This window comes from Mesorhizobium sp. USDA 4413 (genome assembly GCF_056280365.1).
Genome location: NZ_JBVPRP010000001.1, coordinates 5,312,484 through 5,332,618, shown reverse-complemented (window position 1 = coordinate 5,332,618; position 20,135 = coordinate 5,312,484). Strand labels below are relative to the sequence as shown.

The 20,135-nt window shown below is 65.0% G+C and carries 16 protein-coding genes; 14 read left to right on the top strand and 2 right to left on the bottom strand.

The annotated features are described in order from the left end of the window. Position 1: 1 nt before the first annotated feature. The 14 genes from murG (at position 2) to ACVMIM_RS26070 (ending at position 17,045) form a co-directional block, all read left to right on the top strand. The gene (gene murG / locus ACVMIM_RS26135) at positions 2-1,126 is read left to right on the top strand and encodes an undecaprenyldiphospho-muramoylpentapeptide beta-N-acetylglucosaminyltransferase (protein ID WP_476115397.1); all 1,125 of its coding nucleotides are present in this window, start codon (positions 2-4) and stop codon (positions 1,124-1,126) included. After that, complete coding sequence (murC, locus tag ACVMIM_RS26130) at positions 1,123-2,529, top strand: UDP-N-acetylmuramate--L-alanine ligase (RefSeq protein ID WP_476115396.1); 1,407 nt, start codon at positions 1,123-1,125, stop codon at positions 2,527-2,529. The genes murG and murC overlap by 4 nt, the downstream gene beginning before the upstream one ends. After that, entirely contained in the window at positions 2,526-3,491 is a 966-nt protein-coding gene (gene murB / locus ACVMIM_RS26125) for a UDP-N-acetylmuramate dehydrogenase (RefSeq protein WP_476115394.1), read from the top strand. The genes murC and murB overlap by 4 nt, the downstream gene beginning before the upstream one ends. Positions 3,492-3,874: 383 nt before the next feature. After that, positions 3,875-4,801, top strand: a complete 927-nt coding sequence (locus tag ACVMIM_RS26120; protein ID WP_040995797.1) for a D-alanine--D-alanine ligase — start codon at positions 3,875-3,877, stop codon at positions 4,799-4,801. Then, complete coding sequence (locus ACVMIM_RS26115; RefSeq protein ID WP_476115393.1) at positions 4,789-5,733, top strand: cell division protein FtsQ/DivIB; 945 nt, start codon at positions 4,789-4,791, stop codon at positions 5,731-5,733. Before ACVMIM_RS26120 ends, ACVMIM_RS26115 begins: the two co-directional genes overlap by 13 nt. Then, a complete protein-coding gene (ftsA, locus tag ACVMIM_RS26110) occupies positions 5,730-7,037 on the top strand; it encodes a cell division protein FtsA (RefSeq protein ID WP_040995793.1) in 1,308 nt (435 codons plus the stop codon). The genes ACVMIM_RS26115 and ftsA overlap by 4 nt, the downstream gene beginning before the upstream one ends. Positions 7,038-7,104: 67 nt before the next feature. After that, complete coding sequence (gene ftsZ, locus ACVMIM_RS26105; RefSeq protein WP_040995791.1) at positions 7,105-8,766, top strand: cell division protein FtsZ; 1,662 nt, start codon at positions 7,105-7,107, stop codon at positions 8,764-8,766. Between the two features lie 358 nt (positions 8,767-9,124). Beyond that, entirely contained in the window at positions 9,125-10,072 is a 948-nt protein-coding gene (gene lpxC, locus ACVMIM_RS26100) for a UDP-3-O-acyl-N-acetylglucosamine deacetylase (RefSeq protein WP_476115391.1), read from the top strand. 201 nt (positions 10,073-10,273) lie between these two features. Then, a complete protein-coding gene (locus ACVMIM_RS26095; RefSeq protein WP_040995787.1) occupies positions 10,274-11,143 on the top strand; it encodes an outer membrane protein assembly factor BamD in 870 nt (289 codons plus the stop codon). An 8-nt stretch (positions 11,144-11,151) separates the two neighbouring features. Beyond that, the gene (gene recN / locus ACVMIM_RS26090; protein WP_476115389.1) at positions 11,152-12,825 is read left to right on the top strand and encodes a DNA repair protein RecN; all 1,674 of its coding nucleotides are present in this window, start codon (positions 11,152-11,154) and stop codon (positions 12,823-12,825) included. Positions 12,826-13,029: 204 nt separating this feature from the next. Next, positions 13,030-15,237 carry an NAD-dependent DNA ligase LigA gene (gene ligA, locus ACVMIM_RS26085; RefSeq protein ID WP_476115388.1) on the top strand — a complete coding sequence of 736 codons (2,208 nt, stop codon included), beginning with the start codon at positions 13,030-13,032 and terminating at the stop codon, positions 15,235-15,237. Beyond that, on the top strand, positions 15,237-15,929 hold the full coding sequence (locus tag ACVMIM_RS26080) for a DUF2461 domain-containing protein (RefSeq protein ID WP_476115387.1): 693 nt from the start codon (positions 15,237-15,239) through the stop codon (positions 15,927-15,929). The genes ligA and ACVMIM_RS26080 overlap by 1 nt, the downstream gene beginning before the upstream one ends. A 94-nt stretch (positions 15,930-16,023) precedes the next feature. Next, complete coding sequence (locus tag ACVMIM_RS26075) at positions 16,024-16,752, top strand: AzlC family ABC transporter permease (RefSeq protein WP_476115385.1); 729 nt, start codon at positions 16,024-16,026, stop codon at positions 16,750-16,752. Beyond that, entirely contained in the window at positions 16,749-17,045 is a 297-nt protein-coding gene (locus tag ACVMIM_RS26070) for an AzlD family protein (protein WP_278048163.1), read from the top strand. Before ACVMIM_RS26075 ends, ACVMIM_RS26070 begins: the two co-directional genes overlap by 4 nt. Before the next feature lie 211 nt (positions 17,046-17,256). On the opposite strand, the gene ACVMIM_RS26065 is transcribed toward ACVMIM_RS26070, so the two are convergent. Further along, entirely contained in the window at positions 17,257-19,101 is a 1,845-nt protein-coding gene (locus ACVMIM_RS26065) for an aminopeptidase P family protein (RefSeq protein WP_476115384.1), read from the bottom strand. A 98-nt stretch (positions 19,102-19,199) separates the two neighbouring features. Continuing rightward, positions 19,200-20,072, bottom strand: coding sequence for a 50S ribosomal protein L11 methyltransferase (locus ACVMIM_RS26060; protein WP_476115383.1), 873 nt, complete (start codon positions 20,070-20,072; stop codon positions 19,200-19,202). Between the last annotated feature and the right edge of the window lie 63 nt (positions 20,073-20,135).

Below are 20,135 nucleotides of genomic sequence, written 5' to 3'. Positions count from 1 at the left end.
GATGGCGAAGGGTGTTATCCTCCTAGCAGCCGGTGGAACGGGCGGACATCTGTTTCCGGCCGAGGCGCTCGCGCATGAATTGATCGACCGCGGCTGGAAGGTGCATCTTGCCACCGACCAACGCGCCGAACGCTATTCCCGCCATTTCCCGGCAGCCGACACTCACACGATCCCTTCGGCCACGCTTGGTTCCAAGAACCCCGTCGCCATGCTCTCGGCCTTCTGGAAAATCTGGCAGGGTGTGCGTGAGGCCAGCCGGGTGATCGCCAGGATCAAGCCGGAGGTGGTCGTCGGCTTCGGCGGCTATCCGACGCTGCCGCCGCTCTATGCGGCAACAAGGCGAAGAGTGCCGACGCTGATCCATGAGCAGAACGCCGTCATGGGCCGCGCCAACAAGGCGCTCGCCGGCCGGGTCGATGCGATAGCCGGCGGCTTCCTGCCGGAAGGGGCGAGCGCCGCCGGCGCAAAGACGGTGACCACCGGCAATCCGGTCAGGCCGCAGATCCTTGAGGCAGCCAAGGCGCCCTATGTCGCTTCGAACGAGGGCGAGCCGTTTCGCTTCCTGGTGTTCGGCGGCAGCCAGGGCGCGCAATTCTTTTCCGATGCCGTTCCGGCGGCGATCGCGCTGCTGCCGCCAGACCAGCGCAAGCGGCTGGTCATCACCCAGCAGGCGCGCGCCGAGGATGTGGCGCGGGTGAAGGCGGCCTATGCCGATCTCGGTGTCGACGCCCAGGTCTCGCCCTTCTTCACCGACATGGCGGCGCGCATTGGCGCGGCGCATCTGGTGATGTCGCGCTCCGGCGCCTCGACGGTTTCGGAAATCGCCGTCATCGGGCGGCCGGCGCTGCTGGTGCCTTATCCGCACGCGCTCGACCACGACCAGGCGGCGAATGCCGCGGCCCTTGCCGCCGCCGGCGGGGCCGAGCTCCATCTGCAGCCGACGCTGTCGGCGGAGCGGATCGCCGAACTCGTCGGCGGGTTGATCGAGGATCCGAACCGGCTGGCGGTCATGGCCGCCGCCGCCCGCTCGGCCGGGAAACCGAACGCGGCGCGGTTGCTCGCCGATCTGACAGAGGCTATTGCGTCCGGCAAAACGGTTTCGGACTACAGGAGGACGCGCCCATGAAGATGCCGCAGACGATCGGCCTTGTGCATTTCATCGGCATCGGCGGCATCGGCATGAGCGGCATCGCCGAGGTGCTGCACAATCTGGGCTACAAGGTGCAGGGCTCCGACCAGGCCGACGGCGCCAATGTACAGCGGCTGCGCGACAAAGGCATCGAATGCTTTGTCGGCCACAAGGCCGAGAATCTCGGCGACGCCGAAGTCGTGGTCGTTTCGACCGCGATCAAGAAGTCCAACCCGGAACTGAAAGCCGCGCGCGAGAAGCTTTTGCCGGTCGTGCGCCGGGCCGAGATGCTGGCCGAACTGATGCGTTTCCGCCAGGCCGTCGCCATCGGCGGCACGCATGGCAAGACGACGACCACCTCCATGGTGGCGACGCTGCTCGAGGCCGGCGGGCTCGACCCGACCGTCATCAATGGCGGCATCATCAACGCCTATGGCACCAATGCACGCATGGGCGACGGCGAGTGGATGGTGGTCGAAGCCGACGAGAGCGACGGCACTTTTCTGAAATTGCCGGCCGACATCGCCGTCGTCACCAACATCGATCCCGAGCACCTCGACCACTATGGCAGCTTCGACAAGGTGCGCGAGGCCTTCCGCCAGTTCGTGGAGAACGTGCCGTTCTACGGCTTCGGCGTGATGTGCACAGACCATCCGGAAGTGCAGGCGCTGGTCGGCCGCATCGAGGACCGGCGCGTCATCACCTATGGCGAGAACGCGCAGGCCGACGTGCGTTTCACCAACCATCGTATGGACGGGGCGGCGTCAGAGTTCGACGTGGTGATCCGCGACCGAAAGGGCCGCGGCGTGACGACGATCGCGGGGCTGCGTCTGCCGATGCCGGGCCGGCACAATGTCTCCAACGCCACCGCGGCGATCGCGGTCGCGCATGAGCTTGGCCTGTCGGCCGAGGCGATCAAGAAAGGCTTGTCCTCATTCGCCGGGGTCAAGCGGCGCTTCACCCACACCGGCTCCTGGGACGGCGTCGAAGTGTTCGACGATTACGGCCATCATCCGGTCGAGATCGCGGCGGTGCTGAAGGCCGCGCGCAGCGCGACCAAGGGGCGGGTGATCGCCATCGCGCAGCCGCATCGCTTCACCCGGCTGCACGACCTCTTCGAGGAATTCTCGGTCTGCTTCAACGACGCCGATACGGTCATGGTGGCGCCGGTCTATGCGGCCGGCGAGGAACCTATCGAAGGCGTGACGTCCGACGCGCTGGTGTCGCGCATCCGCTCCGGCGGGCACCGCGACGCACGCTATATCGATGGTCAGGCGGCAATCGCGCCCGTCATTCGCGAGCTTGCCAAGCCTGGCGATTTCGTCGTCTTCCTCGGCGCCGGCAACATCACGCAATGGGCCTATGCGCTGCCCAAGGAACTTGGGGGGACGCCCTCATGATGCGCGGCCAGGAACTGATCGACAAGCTCGGCGACAAGCTTTCCGGCCTGCGCGGCCGCGTCACGCCGAACGCCGAAATGGACAAGATCACCTGGTTCCGGGCCGGCGGCCTGGCGGAGGCGCTGTTCCAGCCGGCCGACGAGGAAGACCTCGCTGCCTTCCTGCGCGCCGTGCCGGAAGAAATACCGGTCATGGTGGTCGGCGTCGGCTCGAACCTTCTGGTGCGCGACGGCGGCATTTCCGGTTTCGTCGTCAGGCTCTCGGCCAAAGGCTTCGGCGAGGCCGAGGCTACCGGGCCGACCACGATCAAGGCGGGGGCGGCAACGCCGGACAAACGTGTCGCCGCGGTGGCTTACGAAGCCGGTATCGGCGGCTTCCATTTCTACCACGGCATCCCCGGCGCGGTTGGCGGCGCGCTCAGGATGAATGCCGGCGCCAACGGCGTCGAGACCCGCGAGCGGGTCGTCGAGGTAAGGGCGCTGGACCGCAAGGGCAATCTCCATACGCTGAGCAACGCCGATATGGGTTATGCCTATCGCCACTCATCCGCGCCTTCGGGGCTGATCTTCACCTCAGCCGTTTTCGAAGGGTTTCCCGAAGACAAGGCGGTGATCAAGGCGGCGATGGATGCGGTCCAGAACCATCGCGAGACGGTGCAGCCGATCAGGGAGAAGACCGGCGGCTCGACCTTCAAGAACCCGGAAGGCAGTTCGGCCTGGAAGGAAATCGACAAGGCCGGCTGCCGCGGGCTGATGATCGGCGGCGCGCAGATGTCGCCTATGCATTGCAACTTCATGATCAACACCGGCACGGCCACCGGCTACGACCTCGAATATCTCGGCGAGACGGTGCGGGCGCGGGTGCTCGAGAATTCCGGCATCCGGCTGCACTGGGAGATCAAGCGGCTTGGCAATTTCAGGCCGGGCCACGCGGTGCAGGAGTTCCTCGGCCAGCTCCTTTGAGGTGCGCTGATATTCAGGTGAGACCGGCCTGCGAATGGCGGCTCGGCCTGACCTGAATCTCGCCACATCTCGGCTCCCTGTGACGTTCAAGTAGTACTTGAACTTCCGTGCCCTGCGGCGGCGTCAACCGTTGCCGCAAAGACTCAACAACACACTTTTCTCGCTTGTTTTCGCGGAAAGTGAATCTCTCGGAATCATAGGTACTTGCCAGCGAATCAACTCTCTGATTCTCTGCCCTAAAGCGTTTCCTGATTTGAGTCGTTCGACGCGTTCAGCCGCGTTTTCCGTCTGGGGGGGCAACCTGCCGGAAGACTCGGACTCAATGCTCGGAAATGCGGTGCGGGAATATCGGTTGCAGGCCCGGCGTGAGAGGGGTGACGGGAATGAAGAAGAAGCATGTGGCTGTGCTCCTGGGAGGATTCTCCTCGGAACGGCCCGTGTCTCTGTCCTCGGGGAAGGCGTGTGCGGATGCGCTCGAGAGTGAAGGCTACCAAGTTACCCGCGTCGATGTTTCGCGCGATGTCGGGGCTGTGCTTGCCGAACTTAAGCCCGACGTCGCCTTCAATGCACTGCACGGTCCGTTCGGCGAGGATGGCACCATCCAGGGAATTCTCGAATATCTCGCAATTCCCTACACCCATTCGGGTGTGCTCGCTTCGGCGCTGGCCATGAACAAGGAGCAGGCCAAGAAGATTGCCAAGGCGTCCGGCATCCCGGTGGCGGAATCCAAGGTGGTCAACCGCTTCGCCGTGCGGAACAGGCATCCGATGAAGCCGCCTTATGTGGTCAAGCCGGTCAATGAGGGATCGAGCTTCGGCGTGGTCATCGTGCATGAAGGGCAGTCGCATCCGCCGCAGGTGATCGGCTCGACCGAATGGCAATATGGCGAGACTGTCATGGTCGAGCGCTACATCCATGGGCGCGAGTTGACCTGCGCGGTGATGGGCGATGTGGCGCTCGGCGTCTGCGAGATCATCCCGACCGGGCATTCCTTCTACGATTACGATTCAAAATACGTTCCCGGCGGATCAAAACACGAAATCCCTGCTAAAATTTCACCGAATATTTACCAAAAAATACAGACACTGGCCCTCAAGGCTCATCTTGCCATTGGTTGCCGGGGCGTTTCCCGATCGGACTTCCGTTACGACGACCGTCACTCCGAAAACGGCGAGGTTGTCTGGCTCGAGGTCAACACTCAGCCGGGCATGACGCCGACGTCTCTGGTGCCTGAAATCGCCGCGCAAGCGGGACACTCGTTCGGCGATTTGTTGAGTTGGATGGTGGAGGATGCTTCGTGTCTGCGTTGAGGTGGGGACAGGGTAATGGCGGCGGTGCGGCTCGGTCCGCGCTGTTCGGCATGTCGCTGTCATTCGACCGTTTCGTGTTGCCGCGTCAGCTCCGCCGTCCGGTGCGCTTGCTGGCGCGCCTGTGCGGCGGCGAGTACGAGGCGCCGCGCTTTTCGGCGGCAATCCTTTCCGCCGCGCTGATCGCATCGAGCAGCGCCTATGGCGCCTATCTCGGCGGCTATGCCGACAGCGTCGTGCAGGGCGTGACGGCGCGCACCGGCTTTGCCGTCGACCAGATCAAGGTCGCCGGCAACCGCCAGACCTCCGAGATCGATGTGCTGGACCGGCTCGGCCTCGACGGCTGGACATCGCTGATCGGCTTCGATGCCGAGGCCGCGCGTGAGCGCATCGCGACGCTGCCCTGGGTCGAGGGCGCGGCTGTGCGCAAGATCTACCCGCATACGCTGGAAGTGCGCATCCAGGAGCGCGAGCCCTTCGCGCTCTGGCAGCAGGGCACTTCGGTTTCGGTCATCGAGCGGTCTGGCGAGGTGATCGCGCCGTTCTCTGGCGGCAAGCAGGCGCTGCTTCCGCTGATCATCGGCGCGGGCGCGCCGGCGATGGCGCCGGCCTTTCTCGACAAGATTAAGCGCTATCCCGAGCTCGCGGCGCGGGTCAAAGGCTACATCCGGGTCGGCGAGCGCCGCTGGGACCTGAGGCTGGAAAACGGCATCACGATCAAGCTGCCGGAAGACGGCGAGGATCAGGCGATCGCGGAGCTGGTCAAGATCGACCATGACAATGGGTTGCTGACGCGCGACATCGCCGCCGTCGACATGCGGCTTTCCGACCGGCTGGTGGTGGAGCTCTCGCCGGAGGCGGCGACGCAGCGCGAAGCCGCGCTCAGCGACAAGCCGAAGAACCTGGCCAAGCGCAAGGCGGAGACCAAGATATGAGCTGGCTTGGCGGCAGCGGTGACGCATCTTCGCGCCGGTCGGGCACGCTGACCGTGCTCGATGTCGGATCCAGCAAGGTTTGCTGCGTGGTGGCGAAGCTGAAGCCCAATGAGGACGGCAAGCTTTTGCGCGGACGTTCACACCGCATCCAGGTGATCGGCATCGGTCACCAGAAGTCGCAGGGCGTCAAGTCGGGCGTGGTCGTCGACCTTGACCGCGCCGAGCATGCCATCCGGCTTGCCGTCGACGCGGCCGAGCGCATGGCGGGGCTCACGGTCGATTCCCTCATCGTCAACATGACGGCGGGCCGCCTTAAGAGCGAGGCCTTCTCGGCGACCATCAATCTCGGCGGCCATCAGGTCGAGGAGGTCGACATCAAGCGCGTGCTCGCAGCCGGCGCCAAGCAAGCGCTGAGAGCCGAACGCGAGGTGATCCATTCGCTGCCGGTCGGCTTCTCGCTCGACGCCGAGCGCGGCATGCGCGATCCGCGCGGCATGGTGGGCGATACGCTTGGGGTCGACATGCATGTGCTGACGGGCGATGCCGCGCCGATGCGCAATCTCGAGCTTTGCATCAACCGCTCGCATCTGTCGGTGGAGCGCATGGTGGCGACGCCCTATGCCAGCGGGCTTGCCTCGCTGGTGGATGACGAGCTCGAAATGGGCGCCGCCTGCATCGACATGGGCGGCGGCACGACGACCATCTCGGTCTTCTCGGAAGGCAAGTTTGTCCATGGTGACGCCATCGCCATCGGCGGCAACCATGTGACGCTCGACATGGCCAAGGGGCTGTCGACCTCGCTCGATGCCGCGGAGCGGCTGAAGGTGATGCATGGCTCGGCGCTGCCCGGCAGCGCGGATGACCGCGACCTCGTCTCGATCCAGCCGATCGGCGAGGAGGGCGATGTGCCGCTGCAGATCCCGCGCTCGGTGATGACGCGCATCATCCGCGCCCGCATCGACGAGACGCTGGAGCTTCTGCGCGACCGGCTGAACAAGTCCGGCTACGGCAATGCCGTCGGCAAGCGCGTCGTGCTCACCGGTGGCGCCAGCCAGCTCGCCGGCCTGCCGGAAGCGGCGCGCCGCATTCTCGGGCGCAATGTTCGCATCGGCCGGCCTCTGGGCGTCGCGGGACTGCCGGAAGCGGCCAAGGGACCGGCGTTCTCGACACCGGTCGGACTGATGATCTATCCGCAGATGGCGAGCTTCGAGAGCCATTCGGCGAAAGGACTTTCCGGTTTCAGGATGACCGGAACGGGCGGAAAACTGCATCGCATGAGTCAGTGGTTGAGAGACAGTTTTTAATTTGACGGGGACAGCCCCATAGGCGGCCGCAGCGGCGAGGCGGCGGGAAAGGCAAAGGACGGAGACAATGACCATCAATCTGCAGAAGCCGGACATCACCGAGCTCAAGCCACGCATCACCGTGTTCGGTGTCGGCGGCGGCGGCGGCAATGCCGTGAACAACATGATCACAGCCGGCCTGCGCGGCGTCGAGTTCGTGGTGGCCAACACCGACGCGCAGGCGCTGACCATGTCGAAGGCCGAGCGGCTGATCCAGCTCGGCGCGCATGTCACCGAAGGCCTCGGTGCCGGCTCGCAGCCGGAAGTCGGCCGCGCGGCGGCGGAAGAGTGCATCGACGAGATCATCGATCACCTCTCCAACACCCATATGTGCTTCGTCACCGCCGGCATGGGCGGCGGCACCGGCACGGGCGCTGCTCCGGTCGTTGCCCGCGCGGCGCGCGAGAAGGGCATCCTCACCGTCGGTGTCGTCACCAAGCCGTTCCATTTCGAGGGCCAGCGCCGCATGAAGACGGCCGACATGGGCATCGAGGAGCTACAGAAATGCGTCGATACGCTGATCGTCATCCCCAACCAGAACCTGTTCCGGCTGGCCAATGACAAGACCACCTTCGCTGATGCCTTCGCCATGGCCGACCAGGTGCTCTACTCGGGCGTCGCCTGCATCACCGACCTGATGGTCAAGGAAGGCCTGATCAACCTCGACTTCGCCGACGTCCGTTCGGTGATGCGCGAGATGGGCAAGGCGATGATGGGCACGGGCGAGGCTTCGGGCGAGGGCCGCGCGATGGCCGCGGCGGAAGCCGCCATCGCCAACCCGCTGCTCGACGAAACCTCGATGAAGGGCGCCAAGGGCCTGCTGATCTCGATCACCGGCGGCCGCGACCTCACCCTGTTCGAGGTGGACGAGGCCGCGACCCGCATTCGCGAGGAGGTCGACCAGGACGCCAACATCATCCTGGGCGCCACCTTCGACGAGGAGCTGGAAGGCGTGATCCGCGTGTCGGTCGTCGCCACCGGCATCGACAAGTCGGCGGCCGAAATCGCGGCTGCGCCGATCTCGATCCGCGCGCCGCAGAAGCCGGCCGCCCGCCCGGCGGCGGCTCCGGCCGCTGAAATCCGTCCCGCACCGGTTCAGCCGCAGGCCTACGAGCCGCGCGCGGTCGATCCGGTGGCGGAGGCGATCCAGCTCGCCGAGGCGAACGCCGCCGCCATGGCCCAGCCGCGGCCCGCGCCGGTCGACGACTTCCGGCCGCAGAGCAAGATCTTCCAGGCTCCGCCGGCCCAGCCGCAGCCGCAGCCGGTGGTGCCGCAGCAGGTCATGCAGCAGCCCGCGCCGCAGCGCGAGATGCCGCAGCCGGTGGCCGCGGCCCCGCAGCGCATGCCCCGCGTGGAAGACTTTCCGCCGGTGGTGAGGGCCGAGGTCGAAGCCAAGACCCGGCCTGCGGACCATGAGAACAGCGGTCCGATGGGGCTGATCAAGCGACTGACCAACGGCCTTACCCGGCGCGAGGAAGAGCCGGCCCGGCTCCAGCCGGCGCAGCCGCGCGAGCCGAAGTTGCGCCAGGCCGCGCCCGAGATGCGCCGCCTCGCCAGCCAGGATCCGCAGCTCTACGCGCCGCGCCGTGGCCAGCTCGACGATCAGGGCCGGCTGACGCCGCAGGCCCGCACGGTCCAGGAAGACGACCAGCTGGAGATTCCGGCCTTCCTGCGCCGCCAGGCCAACTGACCGATAGGGCGGACCGCCGATCGTTAACGATATATAATGGTTGTTAACAGGCAGACGAGAAATCGTCTGCCTGCCACTTTTCAAAAATCACTTGTAAAACAAAGGCTTGGAGGAATTTTCTGACGCGTTCCCGTGGTTACACGGGGTAAGAAACCGTGATTTGGAGTCTCCAAGGCAGGCCATTATCTTCGCCGCGGACTAAAGTCGGTTTGCCGGGATTCGGGGAGTAGCCCTGCCTGCCGATCACACAGAGCCGCATGCTCTTGCTTATTTTGCCGCATCCTATGCGAGCGCCAGGCCAGCACCTGGCTGCAAGATACCCAAGGCCGATTGAGCGGACGCAGGCATTTTGGGCGGTATGGGGTTACTCTTGCACGACTATCAGACGACAGTGAAATCGCGCGCGACGCTGACTGGCATCGGCGTTCATAGCGGCAACACCGTCACCGTTCACTTTCTGCCGGCCGACGCCGATAGGGGCATCGTCTTCCATCTTTCGAATGGCGGCCAGATCCGCGAGTTCCGTGCCCTGGTCGCGGAAGTCGGCGCCACCGATCTTTGCACCATGCTTGGCGATCCGGCCGGCGAGCATATCGGCACGGTCGAGCATCTGATGGCGACGGTGTTCGGCCTCGGCATCGACAATCTCGTCATCGAGATCGACGGTTCGGAAGTCCCGATTCTCGACGGCAGCGCCATGGCTTTCGTCGAAGCCGTCGACCAGGCCGGCATCGAGACGCTGGCGGTGAAGCGCCGCTATATCCGCGTCGTCAAGCCGGTGCGCGTGGAAGCCGGCGCGTCCTGGGCGGAGTTCCGCCCCTATGACGGCACGCGATTCGAGGTCGAGATCGATTTCGAAAGCCCGGCGATCGGCCGCCAGCAGTTCGCCTCCGACATGAATCCCGACATCTTCCGCCGCGATATTGCGCGGGCGCGGACCTTCGGCTTCATGAAGGACGTCGAGAGGCTTTGGGCCGCCGGCTACGCGCTCGGCTCATCGCTGGAGAACTCGCTGGTCATCGGCGACGACAACCGCGTCATCAATGTCGGGGGCTTGCGCTATCCCAATGAATTCGCCCGCCACAAGACGCTCGATGCGATGGGCGACCTGGCGCTGGCCGGCGCTCGCTTCATCGGTTGCTTCCGCTCCTATCGCGGTGGCCACCGGATGAACGCCTCTGCCTTGCGCCGGCTGCTTTCCGACCACACGGCCTTCGAGATCGTCGAGACCCGGCGCCGCGAGCGCGGCCGCGTCGCCGAGATGATCGCTGTCAGCCGGCCGGTCTACGCACCTTGGGTGATCTGATTCTTAACCGTTCTCTGGCTTTGTAGGCGGGCCTGTGTTGCACGATTGCATCACGAATCGCTGAAATTGCGCAACCGCGGGCGTGGCGTCAGGCCGCCACAAAAATGTGCGATTGGCCGGACATAGCGTTGCCGGGCAAGGGGATAATGGTTTATGGCTTCGGCCCGGACCGAAACGACGCCGAAGGGGCGGAATCCAAACATGTTTTTTTCGCGAGTTGGTCAATCGGTAGCGCCGCGTCGTGGTGTTTTGCTGGCGCTGTCGGTGGTTGCTCCCGCGCTCGTGCTGTCGGCCTGCATGTCCTCCGAGAAGGACGTCAATCTGGCGACCTATGTCGACCAGACAGAACCGGCCGACGTTCTCTACAACCAGGGTCTGGCCAACATGAATGCCGGCCGCCTCGACGAGGCCAGCAAGAAATTCGACGCCGTCGACCGCCAGCATCCCTATTCGGAATTCGCGCGCAAATCGATGGTAATGGGCGCTTTCGCCGACTATCGCGCCGGCAAATACGACGAGGCGATCGGCACCGCGAAACGCTATTTGACGCTTTATCCGTCGACCGATGACGCCGCCTACGCGCAATACATCATCGGCTTGAGCTATTATCGGCAGATCAAGGACGTCACTCAGGACCAGAAGGAGGCGCGCCAGACCATCCAGACCATGCAGGATCTGGTGACGCGCTGGCCTAATTCCGAATATGTCGCCGACGCCAAGGACAAGATCCGCTTCGCCAATGACCAGCTTGCCGGCAAGGAGATGCAGATCGGCCGCTATTATCTCGAGCGCCGCGAATACATCGCCGCCGTGAAGCGCTTCCGCACCGTGGTCGAAACCTATTCAAACACCCGCCATGTCGAGGAGGCGCTCGCGCGCCTGACCGAGTCCTATTATGCGATGGGCCTGACTTCTGAGGCACAAACAGCAGCGGCGGTGCTTGGTCACAATTATCCGGACAGCCCGTGGTACAAGGATTCCTACAAGCTCCTGCAGAGCAACGGGCTTGAGCCGCGCGAAAATGCCGGATCGTGGATCTCCAAGGCCGGGAAGCTGATTACCGGCGCCTGAAGCTTGCGATGCTGTCCAGACTGTCGATCCGCGATATCGTCCTGATCGAGAAGCTGGACATCGACTTCCTGCCTGGGCTTTCGGTGCTGACCGGCGAAACCGGCGCCGGCAAATCCATCCTGCTCGACGCCTTGTCGCTGGCGCTCGGCGCGCGCGGCGACGCTTCGCTTGTCCGCCACGGCGCCGCGCAAGGCCAGGTCATTGCCGTGTTCGACGTGCCGCGCAACCATCCGGCGCGCACGCTGCTCGCCGAGAACGACATCGAGGACGATGGCGACATCATCCTGCGCCGCGTGCAGACGGCGGACGGCCGCACGCGCGTCTTCGTCAACGACCAGCCCTCCAGCGTCACGCTGATGCGCGATGTCGGCCGCGCGCTGGTCGAGATCCACGGCCAGCATGACGAGCGCGCCCTCGTCGATCCCGGCGCACATCGCGAGTTGCTCGACAGTTTCGGGGGCCATCTAGGCGCCGTGCGCGGCACGGGCGAAGCCTGGCGCTACTGGCGAAACTGCGAGCAGGAGCTTTCCCGGCATCGCGCCAAGGTCGAGGCGGCGGCGCGCGAGGCCGATTATCTGCGCGCTTCCGTAGCCGAGCTCGCGAAGCTCGATCCGCAGCCGGGCGAGGAAACCGAGCTTGCGGAACTGCGCGCGCAGATGATGCGTGTGGAAAAGATCGCCGCCGAGATCCATGACGCGCAGGATGTGCTGTCGGGACCCTCCTCGCCCCTGCCGCAGCTTGCCAGCCTGTTGCGGCGGCTGCAGCGCAAATCGGGCGAAGCGCCCGGCCTGCTTGACGATGTGGTGAAATCGCTGGACGAGGCGATGATCTCGCTGGATGCCGCGCAGTCCGGCGTGGAAGCTGCGCTTCGCGCCACCGAATATGATCCGCAGCGCCTGGAGAAGGCGGAGGAGCGGCTGTTTGCGTTGCGCGCCGCTTCGCGCAAACACAATGTCGCGGTCGACGACCTTGCGCAGCTGCGCGACACGATGGTGGCCGACCTTGCCGATCTCGATGCCGGCGAGGAGCGGCTGCATGCGCTGGAGAAGCAGGCCGCCGCCGGGCGCGAAGCCTACGATATTTCCGCCGCGCAGCTGTCGTCGCTGCGCCACGCGGCGGCGGCGGGGCTGACCAAGGCGGTGATGGCGGAACTGCCGGCGCTCAAGCTCGAACGGGCCGAGTTCATCGTCGAGATGGGAAGCGATGCCGAAAGCCGCATGGAAGAGGGCATTGACCAGGTCGAATTCTGGGTGCGGACCAATCCGGGCACCAGGCCGGGGCCGATGATGAAGGTCGCTTCCGGCGGCGAGCTCTCGCGCTTCCTTTTGGCGCTGAAGGTGGCGCTTGCCGATCGCGGCTCGGCGCCGACCTTGGTCTTCGACGAGATCGACACCGGCGTCGGCGGCGCGGTGGCTGATGCCATCGGACAGCGGCTGGCGCGGCTGTCGAAGCGCGTGCAGGTGCTTTCGGTTACGCATGCGCCGCAGGTTGCGGCGCGCGCCGCGACGCACTTCCTGATCTCGAAGTCCGGCGGCAAGGACCGCGTCGCCACCGGCATCGCCGAGATGGACCGCGCCGCGCGCCAGGAAGAGATCGCGCGCATGCTGGCCGGCGCCGTCATCACCGACGAGGCGCGCGCCGCGGCCGAGCGGCTTCTGCGCGAGAATACTGCCGCCGCTTAGGATGTGCTGATGGTGAGGCCGGCCTGCGAACCGCGGCCTGAGTTGAAATCTCAATATACATCCTAAGTGCTTGATTCTACCGGCTCTGAGGCAGAGTCAGCAGATGGCTGTATCCTGCTCTCGGCCAATGATTTTTCCACAGACCATCTCCCTGCCGGCGAATCCTGATTTATAGTGGCCCGCCATAATTCGAGGACCGCGTTCATGTCGGAAAAATCAGTCGAATCGCTGAGCGAAAGCGAGGCCGCGGAGGAGCTGAAGCGGCTCGCGGCGGAGATCGCCGAGCACGACCGGCGCTACCACACCGAGGACGCGCCGACGATCTCGGATGCCGAATATGACGCATTGGCGCGGCGCAACCTCGCCATCGAGGCGCGTTTTCCCGATCTCGTGCGCGAGGATTCGCCATCGCAAAGGGTCGGCGCGCCGCCGGCGGAAGGCTTTGCCAAGGTCCGGCATGCGGTGCCGATGCTCAGCCTCGCCAAGGCCTATACCGACCAGGACGTCGCCGATTTCATCGAGCGCGGAAGGCGTTTCTTCGACCGCGACAAGGACCTCGACATCGCCTTCACGGCTGAGCCGAAGATCGACGGGCTGTCGGCCTCGCTGCGCTATGAAAACGGCCTGTTCGTGCAGGGCGCGACGCGCGGCGACGGCGCGGTGGGCGAGGACATCACCGCCAATCTGAAGACGATTGCCGATATCCCGAAGAAATTGCAGGGCTCGGGCTGGCCGGAGATCATCGAGATCCGCGGCGAGGTCTACATGACCTATGCCGAATTCGAGGCGCTGAAGCAGCGCTCGGCGGCTGTGGGCGGGCAGGATTACGTCAATCCGCGCAACACGGCGGCCGGATCGCTGCGCCAGAAGGACCCGTCGGTCACCGCCAGCCGCAATCTCAAATTCTTTGCTTATGCCTGGGGCTATACCACGGCGGATCCGGCCCCGACCCAGTACGATTCCGTGCAGAAGTTCAAGGAGTGGGGATTCAAGGTCAGCCCGCTGATGGTGCGGGCGAGGTCGATCGACGAACTCATCGCGCATTACCACCGGATCGAGGAGCAGCGTTCCTCGCTCGGCTACGACATAGACGGCGTCGTCTACAAGGTCGACCAGCTCGAGCTGCAGCGCCGCTGGGGTTTCGTCACCGGCGAGCCGCGCTGGGCGGTCGCCCACAAATTCCCCGCCGAGCAGGCGATGACGACGGTCGAGAAGATCGACATCCAGGTCGGCCGCACCGGCACGCTGGCGCCGGTGGCGCGGCTGGCGCCGGTGACGGTCGGCGGCGTGGTGGTCGAGAATGTCACGCTGCACAATGAAGACTACATCAAAGGTTTCGACAGCAACGGTCAGCCGATCCGCGACGGCATCGACGTGCGCATCGGCGACACGGTGGTGATCCAGCGGGCAGGGGATGTCATCCCGCAGATCGTCAGCGTCGTCATCGACAAGCGGCCGGCCAATGCCGTGCCTTACGAATTTCCGCATACCTGCCCGGTCTGCGGCTCGCCGGCGACGCGCGAGATCAACGAGAAGACGGGCAAGGAGGATTCACGCCGCCGCTGCACCGGCGAGCTGATCTGCGCCGCGCAGGCCGTGGAGAGGCTGCGCCACTTCGTGTCGCGCGGCGCGCTCGATATCGAGGGTCTGGGCGCGGAAAACATCGACCTCTTCTTCAATTCGGGGCTGGTGAAGACGGCCGCCGATATCTTCACGCTGAAGGATCGCCGCCCCGCCGTCACCAAGGTGCTGGCCGAGCGGCGCGAGGAGCAGGCGCGGCTGCGCGAGGAAGCCTCGGGCAAGACGCGCAAGAATGTGCGCAGCGTCGAGCAGCGCAACTATGAAGGCCTCGACAAATTGTTCGCCGCCATCGATGCGCGGCGCGAGCCGGAGCTTGACCGTTTCATCTTCGCGCTCGGCATCCGCCATATCGGCGAGACGACGGCCGCCGTGCTTGCCCGCCAGTTCTCCACTATCGAAGAACTGATCCGCGTGGGCAAGGAAACGGCAAAGGCGGAGGATCCGCACAGCGTCTTCCCATCGATCAACGGCATCGGCGACACGGTGGTCAACGCGCTGCGCGATTTCTTCGGCAATGAGCGCAATGACGACGTGCTGGACTCGCTGCTCGCGCAAGTTCACCCGAAACCCTATGTCGTGGAAATCTCGGCCGGCAGCGAAGTCTCCGGCAAGACGGTGGTGTTCACCGGTTCGCTGGAAAAAATGACGCGCTCCGAGGCCAAGGCGATGGCGGAGCGGCTCGGCGCCAAGGTTGCGGGCTCGGTTTCTGCCAAGACCGACCTTGTGGTGGCGGGTCCCGGCGCCGGCTCGAAGCTCAAGGTTGCAAGCGATCTCGGCATCGAGGTGATCGACGAGGACACCTGGCTGCAGCGCATCGGCAGGGGCGGCTGATGGCGAGCGCGTTCAAGGGGTTTGGGCAGAAGGCCATCCCATTCCTGAAGGCGCTCGATTTCCACCAGAGCCGGGAATGGTTCCAGGAAAATCGCGATCTTTACCAGAGCGAGTTGCACGAACCGTTCTGCGATCTGGTCGAGACGCTCAGCGAACGTTTCGAGGCGGCAAAGCTCGGCTTGCGCGGCGACCGCAAGAGGTCGCTGTTCCGCATCAATCGCGACGTGCGCTTCTCGAAAGACAAGCGGCCATACAACCGGCACCTGTCGGCGATCCTCTCGCCCGACGGCACCAAGATGGAGCAGGGTGTCTTCTATGTGCATATCGGGCTCGAGCGCTGCTTTGCCGGCGTTGCCTGGTGGCAGCCGGCGCCCGAATTGCTGCAGGCCATGCGCAAGGCGATCGTGACCAAGCCGGCCACGTTCCGCGCCATGGTCGCATCGCTGAAGAAAGCCGGCCTGGAGCTCGATGCGGAAGACCGCCTGAAGCGGGCGCCGCGCGGCTTCGAGGATATCGGTGACGAGGATCTCGCCCAGGCGGTACGGAGCCGGCATTTCGTGGTCCGGCACGACATCGATCCGGCGACGATCCATTCGCCGGCGCTGGTCAACGATCTCGTCGACTTCACGCTTGGCGCCAAGCCGCTGCTCGACTGGGGCAGGGCGATCCAAGGGACGGTCGTCAAGGCCTAACGGCGGCGATCAGTTCTGCTGATCGCTGCGTCAAGCGAATTGGTGTGACATTGAGGACGACGCTCCTAAATGAGGCCGCTCAAGGAGTGGCTTAATGACAGCGGAAGCGATCTCTGAGGGCAGAACGGGCGGCGATTTCTGGGACGGCGTGCGATTGTCGATGCCGGTCGTCGTCGCCTCGGCGCCATTCGCAATCCTGTTCGGCGCGATTGCCGTCGACAATGGCCTCTCGGTGCTCGAGGCGTTCCTGATGAGCGCCATGATCTTTGGCGGCGCCAGCCAGATGGTCGGCATCGAGCTAGTCGGCCAGCATGTCGCGCCGTGGCTGATCGTGCTGTCGATCTTCGCGGTGAATTTCCGCCATGTGCTCTATTCGGCCGGCATCGGCCGCCGCATCGCGCATTGGCCGCTGCTGCAGCAGGCAGCCGGCTATTTCATCCTGACCGACCCGCAATTCGCCATCGCCGAAGCGAGGGCCGAGTCCGGCCGTCCCGTCGGCTTCGTCTGGTATCTGGGGCTCGGCCTGCCGGTCTACGTGTTTTGGGTGATCGAAAGCGGCTTGGGCGCCGTGTTCGGCAAGATGATCCCGGACACGCATGCGCTGGGTATCGATTTCCTTTTGCCGATCTATTTCCTCGGCCTTGTTCTCGGCTTCCGCAAGCGGCCGCTTTGGGCGCCTGTCGTCGCCGCCAGCGCCATCGCCTCGATCATCGCGTATCGAACCGTCGGCTCGCCCTGGCATGTCTCGATCGGCGCGATCGCCGGCGTACTGCTGGCGGTGATCCTGCCGCCGCATCATAGCGGAATAGGGAAGCGGCCGTGAGCACGACCTTCTGGATCATCCTGGCTGGCGCCGTTGCCACTTATCTCACCCGCGTTGGTGGCCATCTCGTCATTTCGCGCTTCGAGACCATCCATCCGCGCGTCGAAGCGGGCCTCAACGCCGTGCCCGCAGCCGTGCTAACGACCCTCGTCGCGCCGGAGCTGCTGCATGCCGGACCGGCCGAATGGGCGGCTCTAATCGTCGCTGTTCTGGTATCGCTGCGCGGCGGCCTGATGGCGATGTTTTTGGCGGGCGCGGCGGTGTTGATCGTCGCGCGGCAGTTTGTCGGATAGCCTTATCATGAATCGCCGGCGCCGCCCCTCATCCGCCTGCCGGCACCTTCTCCCCGATCGTGACGGGGAGAAGAGGCTGGCCGCAACGCCGGCGTCCATTCTGCGACGCTGGTAGTTGGCGAAACCATCAGCGAGAGCGCCTTTCTCTCCGTCAATTACTGGGAGAAATGCCCGGCAGGGCAATGAGGGGCAGCGCCGACCTATCGAAGGATCAGATCTTCGCGTCGTGCGGCAATGGCGCGGTGGCTTTCTCCAGCCAGGCGAGCGTCTCGCCGTCCACCATCGGACCGATCTCGGCCAGCACCCGGGCGTGATAGCGGTCGAGCCACTGCAACTCGTCCCGGTGCAGCAGATCGGTGCGGATGAGACGTTTGTCGATCGGCGCCAGCGTCAGCGTCTCGAAGCCATGCATCGCGATGTCGCCACCCTCGATCTGCTCCGCCGGCGTGACCAGGATCAGGTTCTCGATGCGGATGCCGTAGGCGCCTTCCTTGTAGTAGCCCGGCTCGTTGGACAGCATCATGCCGGCCAGCAGTTTTTCGGTACCGGTGCGGGCGATGCGTTGCGGGCCTTCATGCACGGCCAGATAGGAGCCGACGCCATGGCCGGTGCCATGGGCGAAGTCGCAGCCATGCTTCCACAGCGCCATGCGGGCAATCGCGTCGATCTCCGAGCCGCGCGTCCCGGCGGGGAAACGCAGCGTCGAGATGCCGATCATGCCCTTCAGCACCAGCGTGAAGCGCTCGCGCATCTCCTCGGTCGGCTGGCCGATCGGCACGGTGCGGGTGATGTCGGTGGTGCCGTCCTGATACTGGCCGCCGGAATCGAGCAGGAACAGTTCGCCGCTCTCAAGCTTGCGGCTGGTGGCGCGCGAGACGCGGTAATGCATGATCGCGCCATTCGGGCCGGCGCCGGAAATCGTGTCGAAGGAAACGTCGCGCAGCGGCATCTGCGTTTCCTCGCCGGTCTGGCGGCGCACTTCCTCCAGCTTGGTGACGACGGCGATTTCGTCGAGCGTGCCGGGCTTCTGGCGGTCGAGCCAGCACAGCAACTTGGCGACCGCTGCGCCATCGCGGCGGTGCGCGGCGCGGCTGCCGGCGATCTCGTCCTGGTTCTTGGTGGCGCGGGGAATACGCGCCGGGTCGGCCGCTAAGACGACCTTGCCGCCGTTGTCCTCGACCAGCATGCGCAGCTTCTCCGCAGCCAGTACCGGATCGAGCGCGATTTTCGCACCACCCTTGGCGAGCTCAATGATCGCGGCTTCGAATTCGCCCGGATCATGCGGATCGGCAAGCTGGGTAAGATAGGCAGCGACCTGCCGCGAGAATTTGCGCGGGTCCATGAACAGCTGATGCTTGCCGTCGGCGGCGAGGATGGCGAAGCCGAGCGCCAGCGGCGTATGCGGCACGTCGCCGCCGCGGATGTTGAAGGCCCAGGCGATCGAGGAGGGGTCGGTCAGCACCGCATGGGTGGCGGCATCCTTTTCGATCGCCCTCGCCAGCCGCGCCAGCTTGTCCTTCGCCAGCTCTCCGGCAAGGTTTTGCGGATGGATCTCGACGGGCGCGCGCGGCGGTTCCGGTTGGTCCTTCCAGATGATGTCGATGGGATTCCTGTCGAGCGGTACCAGAGTCGCGCCTGACTGCTCGGCCGACGCCTTCAGCGCCTTGATCTCGCCGATCGTGTGCAGCCAAGGGTCGAAGCCTAGCCTTGCGCCCTTGCCGAGATTGTCCTTGATCCAATTGGCCGGCGGATTGTCGATGAGACTTTCGACGGTAAAGATCGAAAGATCGACCTCACCCCGCACCTGCAGCGTGTAGCGGCCGTCGACGAAGATGAAGGCGCGGTCGCGCAGCACGACCGCGATGCCGGCCGAACCGGAGAAGCCGGTCAGCCACTTAAGCCGTGCCGAGCGGTCGGCGACATATTCGCCCTGATGCTCGTCCGCGCGCGGCACCATGAAGCCGTCCAGGCCATTCTCAGCCAGCCATTGCCGCAGCAGCGCCACGCGCGGCTTGCCGACGGCCGGATCGCCTGCGGAATCAAAGGTCTGGAACATTTCTGGCTCCCTCGAGTGGCTCGCGGCGACCGTAGCGCATGATCCTGAAAACCGGAATCGATTTCGGCAGGGCCAGATTGGGCTGGGTGCAATCTCGTCTAGCGCTTGAGGTGGATGGTCACCCAGCCTTCGCGATGCAAGGTACGCACGTGGCGGAAGGCTTGGCCGACATAGGCCGAGATCACCGCGTCGCGCTGCCGGTCGAGGATGCCGGAGAGCACAAGCGAGCCGCCGAGCCTCATGTGCCTGGCCATTTCGGGCGCCAGCCGCATCAGCGGTCGCGCCAGGATGTTGGCGACGATGAGGTCGAAAGGCGCGCGCCTGGCGAAGATCGGATGATGGAAGCCCGGCGCCATCACCGTCTCGACCAGCGCCTTGACGTGGTTGAGGCGGGCATTGGCCGCGGCGACGCGGACGGCGACCGGATCGATGTCGGTCGCCAGCACGGGGATATGCGCGAGCTTGGCCAGCGCGATCGCAAGCACCGCGCTGCCGGTGCCGAGGTCGAGCGCGTTGCGCGGCCGTTCGCGCAGCACCACCTGCTCCAGCATTTCGAGGCAGCCGGCGGTGGTGCCGTGATGTCCGGTGCCGAAGGCAAGGCCCGCCTCGATCTCGATGGCGAGGTCGCCGGCGTGGCGCTTGGCGCGGTCGTGCGAACCATGGACGAGGAAGCGGCCGGCGCGCACCGGCTTCAGGCCTTCCAGCGACCGCGACACCCAGTCCACATCGGGAAGGATCTCGCGCTCGACAGGCTTCGGCAGGCCGAGACCGGCGAGGATATCCCTGACCTGCGCTTCGACGGGATCGACGTCGCCATCGGCATAGAGCGACACTTCGTGGATGTCTTTTTCCTCGTCGAGCTCCAGCACGGCAAGCGGCAGGCCGTCATCCTCGAAGGCGGCGTCCAGCGCCGCGAAGATGCGGTCGGCCTCGACCTTGTTGGCGGTGAGGTGGAGCCTGGTCTGGCTCATCGGAAAGACCCTTGTTTGAACATGATCTTTTCCGAAAACCGGTTCCCACTTTTTGCCTTCGCT